The sequence below is a fragment of the Acidithiobacillus caldus ATCC 51756 genome, assembly GCF_000175575.2.
GTDB lineage: Bacteria > Pseudomonadota > Gammaproteobacteria > Acidithiobacillales > Acidithiobacillaceae > Acidithiobacillus_A > Acidithiobacillus_A caldus.
Map to the genome: position 1 here is coordinate 129,289 of NZ_CP005987.1, position 13,260 is coordinate 142,548.

Here is a 13,260-nt window from a genome sequence, read left to right on the forward strand (position 1 = left end):
CGGAGATTGATCTCTTGCTGGCATCACCTGGCGGTAGTAAGTGGGCCATAGAGGTAAAGCGCAGTTTTACGCCGCGTCCCGAGCGAGGATTCTATGCAGGCTGCGAAGATGTGTCGGCGTCTCATCGATTTGTGGTCTACCCGGGAACGGAGAGTTTCCCGCTGCCGCATGGTGTGGAGGCGGTCTCCGTATCTGAGTTTGCTCGTCGATTGCATTTTGGGGGCCATGATGGGTAAATCTGGGGTTATGAGCAAAACTCGGCTTGGACATCCGGCTTCTTGTGGTTCAGCCTCTGCTGGGAAGGCGGGGGAGTTCCGAATCTTTTATCTCAGAAGCGTCGGCAGTTTGGCGGAAGAGGCCCAACGCGGGGTCCAGGCGGGGGAGATAGTCCGAGTGGGACGAGCGATGGGACGCCCCAACGACTACGTATTCCGGGTTCTTCGATTCTCTCCGGCCACCGCGAAGCGAAAGCTCAAAAAGGCGGAACGCATGTCGCCGGAACAATCCGAGCGCGTGCTGGGTCTCGAACGCATCATTGGCCTGGTCGAGGTGATGCTAGAAAAGTCTGATGTGCCGAGTGAATCGTTCGATGCCCCGGTGTGGGTCGCGAATTGGCTGGATCGGCCATGCCCGGCCCTGGGCAATAAATGCCCCGCCGAGTACATGGGCACCCGTATGGGTCAGGAACTCGTTGAGGGGATTCTGGCCCAGATGCAGTCTGGGGCCTATGCGTGATCGTCTGGCGGATCGCTGGGCACGGTGAGCCGCCGGGAGTACGACCGGTGGATCTAACCGATCCCGTGAGCGTGGTCGCATTGTTTCTTTGCCTGCTCTATTGGCCCTCGCCAGCGCCTGTGAAAATACGGAATGCTGTCGCAGAGATCGCCCCCGATCCCTGGCGCGTAAAAGTCGAGGTCACACTGCCGATCGTCGGACGGCAGAAAATAGGGTAGCACAGGCTGAGGTGCAGGCGGGCGGCTTTGAGCCGCCTGGTTCTTGCTGCACACCGTGGAGCGATGGTTTACAACACAGAGATTCATGGTCTCTTCTGCAGGGAGTCGTCATCATGTCGGACAAGTCTTTGACAGTGAAGATTATGGCGAATTGGGATGGAGGGTATCATCAGCTGGCCAGCGGCTATGAAATATCGTCCCTCCGCTTGCTAACGCGAGCTCGGCCAACGGCTGCTGTTTCTTCCGACACGAGCGATGAAACGGCCGCCCGCGTTCTCAAGGCGCTTGAGCGATTTCGCACGGATGAAGATTTTGCAAAAAAAATGATGGTTCGTGCTGGTATTATTGACGAAAACGGTCGTTTTCTGTAACTAAGGACTAATGGTGCGGTGGCATAAATATCAAAAAAAGCCATCTGTTGTGCCAGGATTTCACGGGACCACAAAAACCATTGCCGAATCTGTTTTATGCGATAGCGGGGCGCTCGAAATTTCCAACAATGATTACAATTGGCTGGGCAAGGGCATTTATTTTTGGGAAGGGGATCCTTCCCGTGCTATGCTATGGGCAGAAAATAAATGCGCCCGGCGTGTTCCTGTTGAACAGCCCGCTGTGGTTGGGGCGATCATTGATCTTGGAAACTGCTTAACACTACCAATCAGAGTCGTCTACGATAGCCTTGAGGAGAAGGGTATCTCTGCGGTCATCCACCCGTACACGAATTTGCCCTGGTCCCGGTACTGGATCAGGTGTAGCCCGGCAGGACCGGGATGTACCCAGAGCACGTGGCCGGCGCCGTTGGTGTAGCCCGATACTAGGTGTTGCGCCGCGCTGAGATTGGATCCCCAGGCGGGGGCTGGCAAGATCAAGGGTCCCCAGAAAAGTCGCCGCATGGCGGTCTCCTCCAACAAAAAAGCCCGAACCATAAAAGGTTCGGGCAATCGATCAATGTGCGGTGATGCCGCCTTTCTTCATGACCGTCAGAACATCCTTTAGGAGCTCCGCTTCGGTGTCGAAGGTGCAGACCTCTACCACGCTTCCCAAGGCGGTGATCACCGCCAGATGTGCTCCCGACACCCAGAAGCGGGCGCCGTCCTCGGTGTTGAGGGGCACTTCGACGAAGCCTTCAGGAATATCGCTCCAGTCTTCGTCGCCCTCGAGAAAGCCCAGGTGCTGGCCCTGCTCTTCTCCCGGGTGCGGTGTGTAGCGCTGCACGAAAGTTTCAAAATCCATCCTTTTTCCCTCTTTACTTGGGTAGCCAGCCGGTTCCGGTCAATCGCCCGCCTATGGGCCCGATAGGGTCTCGCCGGAACCGTTGATCAGCGTTTTATCTGTAAACTTCGTGTTGCGCTCTCGACTTCTGCGTCATACAGCGGCCCACGAAACAGCACCTGGGCGTGCGGCCCGGCGGTGTAGTAGATGGTCTGGTGGCCGCCATCGTCCGCCAGATACCCCTGCAAACCGCTTGGACCCGAGAACGTGCAGACGATGTCTGGGGCTTGTGGCCCGAGCAGGTTCGCCGGCAGGTGCGTTGGCGGCAAGCACGGAAGGGCAGAGGCCGCAACCATCCCAGTCGACATATGCACAAAATACCGCTTTGTGCATTTCGTCGAAATTCCCTTTATTCCTATACGGGCTATTGCTAGACTCCTTCTATCGCCATCGCGAAACTTTTCTGAACAGGAGGATACAGTATGCGAAAGACTACCGGAAAGACCGCAACCCCTCGGAAGACGGCAGCCGCTGCGGTTACGGAGCAGCCACGCAAGATCATTCATCGGAACCGCCGCACGCAGGAAGAGCTGCATGCCGCACTGGAAGCGCAGCTGCAGAAGCAGTTGGAGCGGGCGGAGATGATCCGCAAGAAGATCGAGTCCCTCGATAACGCGCGCTTCAGCACGATCGCCGTTCTCAGTAAGGCGCTGCCGGATTTCAAGCGCGAGGCCGGTGAGGATGTGGTGGTAACGCCCGAATTCCTGGTCGGTACCGCGGTGTATCTGCGCAAGGCCATGAACGAAAAACGGGCCGCCTACGATGACGTGGTGGCCTTGGGGCGGCAGCATATCAGCAAGCCGGCCGAAGAACTCTTGCAGATGGTACGCCGGCGCTGAGATCGGGCGGAATGCGGAAAAGGGGCTTCGGCCCCTTTTTCTATTTGTGGGGTCTGCTTGCGGTACACTGTTGGTATGTCTCTGGTTTTGCTGAGGACCGTGCGCCATGTCCCCCATCGTCGCCCTGCTGGCTTTTCTTTCTCTTTTGTATGTCGCCAAGAAACTTCTGAAAGGCATGCTCTATCTTGCATTTTTTGTTGTGATGACGGTCGTGGTTCCGGGCTTTGCCTTGCACACAGCGATCTGCCGGCGGATAGCGGCTCTACAGCGTCGACGAACGGTCTGCTTGTTCACGCCGAACATTGAGGCGTCCTCCTGGTCGGCGTGGCTGTTATCGCTCCGGCAGCGCGCGCAGGGTTCAATTTGTCGAATCCTATAGGGAATAGGCCAATAGCCAGCGCAGGATGCTGAACCACCAGGACGGGACCCATGGGAAAGCATCAAGAAAGAGAATAAAGAGGAGAACGGCAGAACGGATGCGTCGCATAACGGTTTATGCTCCCAAAATGCGGTATCCTGTATGCTATCACTATTTGATCGAGCGAGGTATTTGATATGCCAAACATCAAGAGTATCCGCGACGGTAGCGTGCACCTGTATGGGCAGAACGCGGCCATCGATCGTGTGGATCGTGCGGTCCGCCGCGCCTTCAGCGGCCTGCTCGATACCAAGGGGAAGCCCCGCCTGAGCATGCTGCTGCTGGGCCCCTCCGGTGTCGGCAAGACCGAGACCGCCAAGGCGCTGGCGGAAGCCCTGTACGGCAACCGCGACAAGGTAGCCCGGTTCAATGCCAACGAGTGCGCCACCGAGGGCGGCCAGTTCAAGGCCTTCGGCCCGCCCCGGGGTTACTTGGGGTCGGACAAGGGCGGCCAGCTCACCCAGGACGTAAAGAAGTTCCACGGCCACTGCGTCATCCTGATCGACGAGATCGAGAAGGGGAGCCAGGAGATCTTCGACGGCCTCATGACTGGCCTCGATGAGGGATATTTCGAGGACGCCTCTTTTGGGGAACGGATCTCCATCGAGAACTGCGTCCTGGTAATGACCAGCAATATCCTCGCGGATCGGGACCTGTCGGAGCTCGACGATACGGAGTTGCGCACGGCAATCAGTGGGGCGCGAGTCACCAACACGCGGAATCAGAGCACGACCCCGTTTCGTCCGGAGTTCATGGGTCGCATTCAGGAGGTGATCTGCTACGACCAGCTGAAGCCAGAGGACATTGCTTCCATTGTCGCGCACAAGTATCAGCGCAGCATCGCCGTAAACATCGCCGTGCAGACCAAGCTGCTGATGCTGGATCTCAGCCCCATCGCGCTCGGCTATATCACGGACCAGGTCACCGGCAGTCGCTTCGGTGTGCGCCACGTCGATCAGGTGCTTTCCCGCGAGATCGTAGACCGGGTGATCGACATGGGCGACGCGCTGCCCACAGACCGCAAGTGCTGGTACGTCTGGGACTACCGCGACGGGAAGCTCGAACTCATCAACGTCCACAAGCAGGGAATCGCCTTCTTGCGCGAACAGCGGGGCGAGGACCACCAGACGACGAACGACTATCTGCTGCGCCTGAGCAAGCAGCTCATCGCCCGCGCCCGCGAGGTGCAGAATGCCACGCCGCGTTCCGTGGCCGCAAAGACCCCGCAGCCGGTGGGCGGCAAGCCCGCGGAGCCGAGCCGCTACATCGTGCGCTGATCGGAGGAAATCGTGTCTGCCGATTGGATCTTCTGGGGCGGCCTGGCGCCCTGTTTTTGTTGCTTATCTTCGTAAAGGGCCTGCGCGATCTGCTCACCATGCTGGTACGTGCCGGCTGGGAATTGGGAAGACTGATCGGACTGATGGCCTACCATTCCCTCAAGTCATCAAGATTTCCCTGGTGTTCACCATCCAATCCTTTAGCATCATCCGACGGGATGCGGAGCGGCGGGACGCCGAAAAAGACGTAAAGACGGGTGTGTCGAAAAAGCGGAGACCGTTACGCCGATGAAGGAGAAAAAGGAAAAGGTATTCCGGACCTTTAATCAGTACATCCGGCCTAAGATTCCGCAAAATATTGGATCAAGATACTATCGCGGCAACAACAAGCCAATAGACGTTTGCCGTTATCACGATACCTACGATGTAGGCATAGGTTATATATTCTCTGATTATACCGTTATTCTCCACAAGGAATATTCACTAAAAAAGGACGGATTCTCCGTTGTTCGCAGAAAATGCGCAAATCCATACTGTCGTTTTTGTCCGCATATACGGCACTTCAGGCTCGCGGACGGAAAACTCTACACTTCACCTACCGCCGCCGACTTTCGCCGGACTTTGCCGGACGGTCCGCGCATGGTCAATACCTATATGGATATGAAGCGCAGGGTCGAAAAGTTGATACGGTTTGAAAAAGAAATAAGCTGGCTCAATAAATTTGAAAAGAACGCAATGGAAGAGCTGAGCCTGATCATCGATTACTTTAGCAAGGAAATGCGGGAAGCGGACCAAGAAACGCATCAATATGACGCCTATCATTTCCGCTGGGCACAACTGCAGGATCTGCCAGAGCAGGAGATCGTTGGTCCATATACACCCTTGTGGGGGGCACGTCTCGATCAGGCTCTCGTCCTGCTGAGAGGGGCGTATGAAGAAGTACGGAGGGGGCTGCACGCCTTTTATTATGGCCGATTGGGTGGTCACAGCAACAAGTGGTCGGAATTGCTTTTCCCAGTTCCAGCACATCGGACGGTGGGGGATGTTCCAAGATATCAGTGGCGCTACATCGTTTTCTCTAAGACCACAAGGACGATCACATACAAGAGCCACCTACTTGTTGGCGGGAAGGGAGGGGTGAAGATCAAAAGGCTGCTCAAGGGACAGTATCCCAGTCAGGCCGACCTGGCGCCTTGGAGGTATCAAGGGTTAAGAAGCAACATCCTCGCCTACGCGCACAAGACCCGGCAATTGGATCAGCTTGGGGACCTCCTCAACAGGCTGATTCGCAGCGCCAAGAAAGGGCTTCCAGCTCTTGGCAAAATAAAACATGCCTCTGAATCATTCTCAGCAATCAAGCTCTAACTCTCTGTGAGGCATAGAGAAAGGAGGTCTGAGATGAAAGCTGAAGCGACGAACCTCTTGCAGTGGCAAGCGCGGTTTGGCACGGAAGAGGCCTGCTTGGAGGCGCTGAAACAAAAGCGCTGGCCCGAGGGGTTTCGATGTCCGAAATGCGGCCATGACCGCGGATACTGGATCGCCGGACGAAAACTCTTTCAGTGCGGGCACTGTCGCCATCAGACCTCGGTGACGGCCGGCACAATTTTTCATTCGTCCAATGTGCCCCTGGTGCAATGGTTCCTGGCCATCTATTTGATGGCGAGCGACAAGGGCGGATTGTCCGCCCTGCGGCTGTCGAAGCAGATTGGGGTCTCCTGGATCACGGCTCACCGGATGTTGCGCCGCATGCGCCGCGCCATGGGCGATCGCGACAGTCTGTATCGCTTGGAAGGGCTGGTAGAGTTGGACGATGCCTTTGTCGGTGGACGCCGGTCTGGGGGGAAGAGCGGTCGAGGGGCCGAAGGCAAAACACCGATCTTGGTTGCCGTGGAAAACCGGGGCAAGAAGGCGGGCTTTATTGCCATCGAGACGACGCCTTCGGTCTCTGCCGACCGGATTCGCGAATTCGCGCGGCGACGCTTGCGCCCCAAGCAACCTACCCGCACCGACGGCTTAATAGCGCTGCGAGTTCTCGGAGAGAGCCAAGAGCATGAGGGGCGCGTGACCAAACCGCATCAGGTGGACGAGTGGTTGCCGTGGGTACACATCGCCATTGGTAACCTCAAGGCCTTTCTTTTGGGCACATTCCATGGGGTATCCGGCAAATATCTGCAGGAATATCTGAACGAGTTTGTCTATCGCTTCAATCGCCGTTTCTGGGAGCCAGAACTGCCCCTGAGGTTGCTCAATGCCTGTATGGAACATATCCCGGTCCGGCTTGTTGCTGAGAAAGGTTAACAGGCATGTTCGTGAATGATGATCTCTTCACCAATACGAGTGAACGGGGCGATGAATGCAAATCCATCACCATCTTCCGATGCCGCGATGAGATTCAGTGCTTCTCCCCGATTCGGCACCTCGGCAGCATGTTGAAAGGGCTGACTCTGTTGAATGGTTGCAGTCCACGCCTCGGAAATGCATATAAGTGCGCGAGCCTGTATGCGCTTCACTTCTGAAGCAACTGTGCGCCACATTCTGTACTTGTCAGATCGATCCTCAGGCCGTAGTTCAAGGAAGACAGCCTGTTTGCTCTGATTGAAGAGCATCACTATAGACACGTGATGGCCGTCCACTTTCAGCATGGTCTTGGCCATCTCAAAGAAATACGTTGCCATGTCGCGCAGTTCATTCCCTGTCTTTGGCAACGGCGGGACGCCAGCGAGGCCGTATTTCTCAAGAACTGCGGCTTGGTTAGTAGGATCTCTGCATTCTTTCGTAATCGAGGCGGATGATACGGTGTCAAGGATGGACACTTCTCCTGTAGAAACCTTTACCCAAATTGATCGATACTCGCCATCGTCGACCATGCAAGGTGGCAACCCCCATCCATCAGCAGGTGGTGCTCCGGTAGAGGCGTTTTGTAGATCGTTGAGAATTCGAGATAGGAAGGTCCAGCAGTAGGCAAGCAACTCAAGGAATTCGGCTTCAGGGAAGTCACTGATGACCCAGCGACGTTCAATCCGCAATTGAGAGTGTTTCAGATACTCGGCGGGAATTCCTTTGCTCCGAAACTCAGCGAGAATCTTAGCGGTAGTGATTCTTGGAGAGTATTCAGCCTGAAGAGTCGGCACCTCCGACTCAATATAGCTGCCGACCAGAGACGCCCTCAATTTGCTGTGCAATTCGAGGTCTCTTACCTTGACGATTTTGTTTCGTGCCTCTACTGACCATTTCATTCTGGCGTCAGCACGCAATTTGGATCGCCACGCGCCATACCATTGATCGAAGTCCGGAATACGTGCCTTGTCCGCTTGCAAGACAAAGGTCACGCTCCGCAACGCCTGAATGCAGGCATTGATTTCGATCCGGAAGTCTTCCGGGGAAAAGTACGCTTCTAGGGCGCGAACCCAGTGCTTGCGCGCATCGAATAGCCGCTTATACGCTGTTGATCCTGGAGCGTCTGCGCTTTTCGTGTCCATCGGCGAATGTTCTTAGGTGGCTAACGTGTTTTGGGCTGCACTATAGGCGCAGCGTAACACTTCGCAATGCAGCATAACATCCTGAGTCGTCCTCATTTGCAAGTAGCATAACGGCTTAATAGTACTTCCTTCCGATATAGATGGGAACGACAGCTTCCGCTGCATCACCGCCCATTCCCTGGCCATATTCTTACCGAGGTTTGAGGGTTTCGTCCAGCAAGGTCATCTGGTATGCTCTCCGGCTCGCTGCCAGGACGTGGACCAAGCCGCTCACGGTGATCCCCAGTAGGCGCACGGACGCGCTCTTGGGAACTGCTCGGTCTAGTAACTCTGGTAGCAATGCCGCGATAGCGTCCGCGCTTCCGATGCCCTCGGTCGCCGTATATGCTCGGGTGACCGTGGTGTTACGTCTTTCGTTATTTCAGAATCAGCGAAGCGAGTTATCCCGCTTTCCGTTGGAGGGATTATGGGAAACGGTTCCTGGATAAACTGGGACAGCTAGGAGGGTAGGAAGGGCAGACTCCCCTTGGGTATGGTAGGAAGCTTTCGAGACGTTCCAACCTGCTCAACCTGGAGGATCTGCCCTTGAAGCGCATCGTAGCTGGTATTCTGTCCTTACAACAACACCGGGAAACCCTTGCCCAGTATCCAGAACGCTATCGTCCAGCGCATTGCCCCCATTGTGGGTCTGGTCACCCCTGGCACCATGGCCACTATGAGCGCAAGGCGGACCGTTCGCCTCGGGGGCCGGAAAACCCCGTCTGGATCCCTCGCTTTTATTGCCGACGCTGCCGCCACACGTGTTCCCGACTGCCTTCCTGTGTAGCCCCACGACGCTGGTATGGCTGGGCCATCCAGCAGTGCGTCTTGCTGTACCTGTGGCTGAGTTTCTCCTTGTCGTTCACCAGCCTGCGCTTTGGACCCAGCCGAGATACTTGCCGCCGCTGGTTGCGCTGGCTCAAAGGCCGGCATCCCCTCTGGCAATTCCGTCTGTGTACCGATCATCCCCATTGGGGGCGCACACCCGGCTGGCCGGAGTTTTGGGTCGAGGTCCTGGATCGGCAACCGCTCTCTGAACTGGTTGCTTGGCTCGATAGCCACGATGCCACCGTCCCCTGATCTTTGGCACGCTGATCCTGGCGAGACGGAGGAAAACCCACCCACAGATTGACCCCACACACTTTACCCTCTCCCCACGATGGGGGCGGTTCTGGTGGCATGGGGCTGCGTTTTTGCCCCATGAGGAATTGCCATGACCAAACCGATCGATCCAGTGGCCTTGTTCCGCTTGTCGGTACTCGGCCCCTTGTTGCACCGCTCCTTGAACCGGGGAGAGTTCCAGCGCCTGGTCCGGGAGTTGGCCGAGCGCCACTACGAGGTCCCCGGTTCCCGCCGGACCCTGCTCAGCCCCAAGACCATCGCCGCTCGGTATTACGCCTATCGGGATCATGGGATCGATGGCCTCGCGCCCCGTCCCCGTCGGGACCGCGGCCGGTCCCAGATCGCCGCCGAGGTTCAGGAACAGATCCTGGTGCTCAAGCGGGAGAATCCCCGCCGCTCTTTGGGGCAGATCGTGCTGCTCTTGGAAAGCAGCGGCCAAGTCCCCTTGGGGAGCGTGTCGCGCTCGGCCATCCACCGCCTATTGCAACATCATGGCCTGTCCCGGCCCGAGGAACGGGCGCCAGAGGAAAAACGCAGCTTCGTCGCCGCCCATGCCGGGGATGTCTGGTATGGCGATGTGCTGCATGGCCCCCGGATCTCCCTCCATGGGAAACCGCGCAAGGTCTATCTCGTCTCCCTGATGGACGACGCCTCCCGGCTCCTCACCCACAGCGCCTTCTGTCTCGGAGAGACGGCCCTCGATATCGAGGGCGTCCTCAAACAGGCTTTGCTCAAGCGGGGCGTGCCCCGGAAACTGGTGGTGGATAACGGCGCCGCCTACCGCTCGGCCTCTTTGCAAGGTATCTGCGTCCACCTGGGCATCGCGCTGATCTACTGCCGCCCCTATGCCCCCGAGGGGAAGGGCAAGCTGGAGCGCTGGCACCGCACCTTCCGCGATCAGTTCCTCAGCGAAATGGATTTACGGGCCATTCGCGGTCTCGACGACCTCAACGCCCGCCTCTGGGCCTGGCTGGAGCAGGTCTATCACCAGCGGCCCCATGGTGGACTGGCTGGAGTGTCGCCGTTACAGCGTTACCAGCAGGACCTGCCCCACATCCGCAGTCTGGGCATCCAGGCTCCCCGGATCGATGATCTCTTCTATCACCGGCTCCCCCGGAAGGTGCGCAAGGATGGCACCGTCTCCTGGGAGGGGCGGCGCTTCGAAGTCCCCTACGAACTTGCCGGCAAAGCCGTCACCCTGGTCGTGGATCCCCACGGCAAGCGCGTCCTTCGCGTAGAGAAGGAAACCGGCGAGGATCTGGGCCCGGCTACTCCCTTGGATCTGGAAGCCAACGCCCAGCGTCGCCGCCACAAGCCCAGTCCGGCCCCAGATGCACCCGAAAAGCCCAGCAGCAGCCTGGTCGAGATCGCCCATCGGCAGTATTACGGCAAGCAGGAGGATTGACCATGATTCTCCAGCACTTCGGTCTGAAGCATCTGCCCCTGAGCAAAGAGTCCCCGGAACTCTGGGACGACGGCAGCCTGGCCAGCCTGCGCGAATCCTTCCAATGGCTCCTGCACACCCCCGGCCTCGGGCTGCTTACCGGCGACCCGGGGGTGGGCAAGACGGCCACCCTGCGCCTGCTCACCGAGCCACTCAATCCCCATCGCTACCGCATCATCTATCAGTCCGATACTGACTTTGGCCGAGTCGATATCTACCGCACTCTGGGCCGCGCCCTGGGCGTCGAACCCCACTACCGCCGCGCCCATTTATGGAAAGACCTCAAGGAACGCATCCAGGACTTGGTCGAGAACAAGCAGGTCCTACCCGTCTGGATCCTGGACGAAGCCCAGAACCTCCCCCCGGACTTCTTCCGCGATTTCCCGGCCTTCCTCAACTTCGCCTTCGACTCTCGGGATCTGCTGACCGTCTGGCTGGTGGGCCACCCGAGCCTCGCACAAACCCTGGATCGGGTTCCCTATGCCGCCCTGGCCAGTCGCATCCGGGTCCGCTATCACCTGCGCCCGGTCCTGGAGCGAGAGCGCTTCGCCGCCCTGATCACCCATGCCTTCCGCTCCGCCGGCTGTTCGCACACCCTGCTGTCCGACTCCGGCCTGGAGCTGCTCCACCAGGCATCCAAGGGTTGCCCACGGCAGGCCGGCAACGTCCTCCACACGGCCCTGCGCCTGGCCGTGCCCAAGGGGGGCTGAACCATCTGCCCGACGACCTGATCCAGACCGCCATCGAGGCGTTACGATGAAGGCTCCGCCAATCGACGAGGCCGATGCCCTGCTGGAGGATTGGGACCGGCTGTTCCCGGCAGGGCTGTCCGATGAGGCCGCAGCGGCGCTGCTGCACTTCGTCGACGCCTTGGGGAGTCTGCTGGAGAGCCGTTACGGCGCACAGGCCAGGGCCCATCAAATACGGTCCGCGGACCCCCACCCACCGTTCTGAACCCATCCGCCGTCCCGTGCTCTTCCAGGGGTGTGTACTTCCCAAATCCGCATGGGACGCACCCGCCTGTTCGCCCTCAAATAGCTCGGAACAAAACGCCTGATTTATCGTGGGACGTAACACCCCCAAGACCCTGCGGGTATGGGTGAATCAAGCCGCAGTAGAGGCCGGCAGCCGGCCCGGGATGCCAGCGTCGGAACGACAGCGCATCCAGGAACTGGAGCGGGAGGTCAAGGAGCTGCGGCGAGCCAATGAGATCCTGAAGCTGGCCAGCGCGTTTTTTGCCCAGGCGGAGCTCGACCGCCGATGCAAGCGCTGAGGAGTTTTGTCGACCAACACCGCCGGTCCTACGGGGTCGAGCCTATCTGCCGGGTCTTGGAGATAGCTCCATCGGGATACCGTCGCGCCGTGGCGTGCCAGAGGCATCCCGAATTGAGAAGCCGGCGAGCCAAGCGGGATGAGGAACTCTTATCCGCTATCCGCTCGGTCTGGGAAGGTAGCCGACAGGTCTACGGAGCCGTCAAGGTTTGGCACAAACTGCGCAAGGAGGGAGTCACGGTGGCACGCTGTACCGTCGAGCGCCTGATGCGCTCTCAAGGTTGGCAGGGGGTCCGACGCGGCAAGCGGCAAAGGACGACGATTGCTGACCAACAGCAGCCCTGTCCGCAGGATTTGGTGCAGCGAGATTTTCGCGCCGAGCGGCCCAACCAGCTCTGGGTGGCAGACTTCACCTATGTGTCGACCTGGGAAGGGTGGATCTACGTGGCCTTCATCATTGATGTTTTCTCCCGCAGGATCGTCGGTTGGCAAACCAGCACCACCATGCACACGGACTTTGTTCTGGATGCTCTGGAGCAGGCCATCCACTCCCGGCGCCCCGGCCAAGGACTCACGCACCATTCTGACCGAGGCTCACAGTACCTTAGCATTCGCTATTCGGAGCAGTTAGAAGAAGCGGGTATTGCGGCTTCCGTGGGCAGCAAGGGGGACTCCTACGACAACGCCTTGGCCGAGACCGTCAATGGTCTCTACAAGGCCGAAGTCATCCATCACCGCGGTCCCTGGACGAACCAAGTATCTGTGGAGTGGGCTACCTTGGAATGGGTCCACTGGTACAACGCGGATCGGTTGTATGGACCCCTGGGATACATCAGTCCAGCAGAAGCAGAGGAGAACTACTATGCTCAGTTGAAACTGCCGACCTCAAAAGCAGCATGAGGAACGAATAAAGCCCTCCACAAAACTCGGGGGGATTCATACCTCACCCCGATTGCGCCCACCTTATAGACGTACCCCTCATCGGCTAACAGGTCTTTCTTCACCACCGTCCTATGCGCAACATCCCGTCTGACTCAATGCAATCCGGTCTACCGCCATTCCATCACCACCCGGCCTGGGTTTTCGACCTCCTCAGTACACCAAAACAAATTGCATCAGCAAGGTGCGCTAGGCACACATATGGT

The 13,260-nt window shown here is 58.2% G+C and carries 14 protein-coding genes, 3 pseudogenes and 1 other annotated feature; of the genes and pseudogenes, 13 read left to right on the plus strand and 4 right to left on the minus strand.

From position 1 onward, the window contains the following. Positions 1 to 5: 5 nt before the first annotated feature. From ACAty_RS16560 to ACAty_RS14360, 3 genes are all read left to right on the plus strand, one after another. Positions 6 to 236, plus strand: coding sequence for a hypothetical protein (locus tag ACAty_RS16560; protein WP_238323841.1), 231 nt, complete (start codon positions 6 to 8; stop codon positions 234 to 236). Positions 237 to 246: 10 nt separating this feature from the next. Continuing rightward, a complete protein-coding gene (locus ACAty_RS14355) occupies positions 247 to 735 on the plus strand; it encodes an antitoxin Xre/MbcA/ParS toxin-binding domain-containing protein (RefSeq protein WP_141738352.1) in 489 nt (162 codons plus the stop codon). A gap of 331 nt (positions 736 to 1,066) precedes the next feature. Beyond that, the gene (locus ACAty_RS14360; protein ID WP_040131396.1) at positions 1,067 to 1,324 is read left to right on the plus strand and encodes a hypothetical protein; all 258 of its coding nucleotides are present in this window, start codon (positions 1,067 to 1,069) and stop codon (positions 1,322 to 1,324) included. Positions 1,325 to 1,621: 297 nt separating this feature from the next. Here ACAty_RS14360 and ACAty_RS15015 read toward each other — a convergent pair whose 3' ends face one another. Further along, complete coding sequence (locus ACAty_RS15015; protein ID WP_051620900.1) at positions 1,622 to 1,846, minus strand: hypothetical protein; 225 nt, start codon at positions 1,844 to 1,846, stop codon at positions 1,622 to 1,624. Positions 1,847 to 1,898: 52 nt separating this feature from the next. Next, on the minus strand, positions 1,899 to 2,186 hold the full coding sequence (locus tag ACAty_RS14365) for a hypothetical protein (RefSeq protein ID WP_040131398.1): 288 nt from the start codon (positions 2,184 to 2,186) through the stop codon (positions 1,899 to 1,901). A gap of 461 nt (positions 2,187 to 2,647) precedes the next feature. On the opposite strand from ACAty_RS14365, the gene ACAty_RS14370 reads away from it, so the two are divergent. The 5 genes from ACAty_RS14370 (at position 2,648) to ACAty_RS14390 (ending at position 7,057) form a co-directional block, all read left to right on the plus strand. Continuing rightward, on the plus strand, positions 2,648 to 3,064 hold the full coding sequence (locus ACAty_RS14370; protein WP_014003840.1) for a hypothetical protein: 417 nt from the start codon (positions 2,648 to 2,650) through the stop codon (positions 3,062 to 3,064). Positions 3,065 to 3,170: 106 nt separating this feature from the next. Then, entirely contained in the window at positions 3,171 to 3,443 is a 273-nt protein-coding gene (locus tag ACAty_RS14375) for a hypothetical protein (protein WP_040131400.1), read from the plus strand. A gap of 176 nt (positions 3,444 to 3,619) precedes the next feature. Next, the gene (locus ACAty_RS14380) at positions 3,620 to 4,759 is read left to right on the plus strand and encodes an AAA family ATPase (protein ID WP_040131402.1); all 1,140 of its coding nucleotides are present in this window, start codon (positions 3,620 to 3,622) and stop codon (positions 4,757 to 4,759) included. A gap of 288 nt (positions 4,760 to 5,047) precedes the next feature. Continuing rightward, positions 5,048 to 6,124 carry a hypothetical protein gene (locus tag ACAty_RS16565; RefSeq protein ID WP_004867675.1) on the plus strand — a complete coding sequence of 359 codons (1,077 nt, stop codon included), beginning with the start codon at positions 5,048 to 5,050 and terminating at the stop codon, positions 6,122 to 6,124. Between the two features lie 33 nt (positions 6,125 to 6,157). Beyond that, positions 6,158 to 7,057: an IS1595 family transposase gene (locus ACAty_RS14390; protein WP_014002140.1), complete on the plus strand. Its 900-nt coding sequence runs from the start codon at positions 6,158 to 6,160 to the stop codon at positions 7,055 to 7,057. Here the strand turns inward: ACAty_RS14390 and ACAty_RS14395 are convergent. Both ACAty_RS14395 and ACAty_RS16805 read right to left on the minus strand, forming a co-directional pair. Beyond that, the gene (locus ACAty_RS14395) at positions 7,054 to 8,238 is read right to left on the minus strand and encodes a hypothetical protein (protein ID WP_004867668.1); all 1,185 of its coding nucleotides are present in this window, start codon (positions 8,236 to 8,238) and stop codon (positions 7,054 to 7,056) included. The two genes, ACAty_RS14390 and ACAty_RS14395, sit on opposite strands and share 4 nt — an antisense overlap. Before the next feature lie 190 nt (positions 8,239 to 8,428). Further along, positions 8,429 to 8,629: pseudogene (locus ACAty_RS16805) on the minus strand (DNA polymerase IV); the annotation flags it as partial. Positions 8,630 to 8,823: 194 nt separating this feature from the next. Here ACAty_RS16805 and ACAty_RS16570 point away from each other — a divergent pair. The 5 genes and pseudogenes from ACAty_RS16570 to ACAty_RS14425 form a co-directional block, all read left to right on the plus strand. Beyond that, complete coding sequence (locus tag ACAty_RS16570) at positions 8,824 to 9,357, plus strand: DUF6431 domain-containing protein (protein WP_226824223.1); 534 nt, start codon at positions 8,824 to 8,826, stop codon at positions 9,355 to 9,357. A gap of 133 nt (positions 9,358 to 9,490) precedes the next feature. Further along, on the plus strand, positions 9,491 to 10,804 hold the full coding sequence (locus tag ACAty_RS14405) for a DDE-type integrase/transposase/recombinase (protein WP_004867658.1): 1,314 nt from the start codon (positions 9,491 to 9,493) through the stop codon (positions 10,802 to 10,804). 2 nt (positions 10,805 to 10,806) lie between these two features. Beyond that, a pseudogene (locus tag ACAty_RS14410) lies at positions 10,807 to 11,603 on the plus strand (ExeA family protein). Next, positions 11,600 to 11,797: a hypothetical protein gene (locus ACAty_RS14415; RefSeq protein ID WP_004867653.1), complete on the plus strand. Its 198-nt coding sequence runs from the start codon at positions 11,600 to 11,602 to the stop codon at positions 11,795 to 11,797. Before ACAty_RS14410 ends, ACAty_RS14415 begins: the two are co-directional and overlap by 4 nt. Before the next feature lie 124 nt (positions 11,798 to 11,921). Further along, positions 11,922 to 13,015, plus strand: a pseudogene (locus ACAty_RS14425) (IS3 family transposase); the annotation flags it as partial. After that, positions 12,071 to 12,187, plus strand: a sequence feature (AL1L pseudoknot). (Overlaps the previous pseudogene by 117 nt.) Positions 13,016 to 13,260 lie beyond the last annotated feature (245 nt).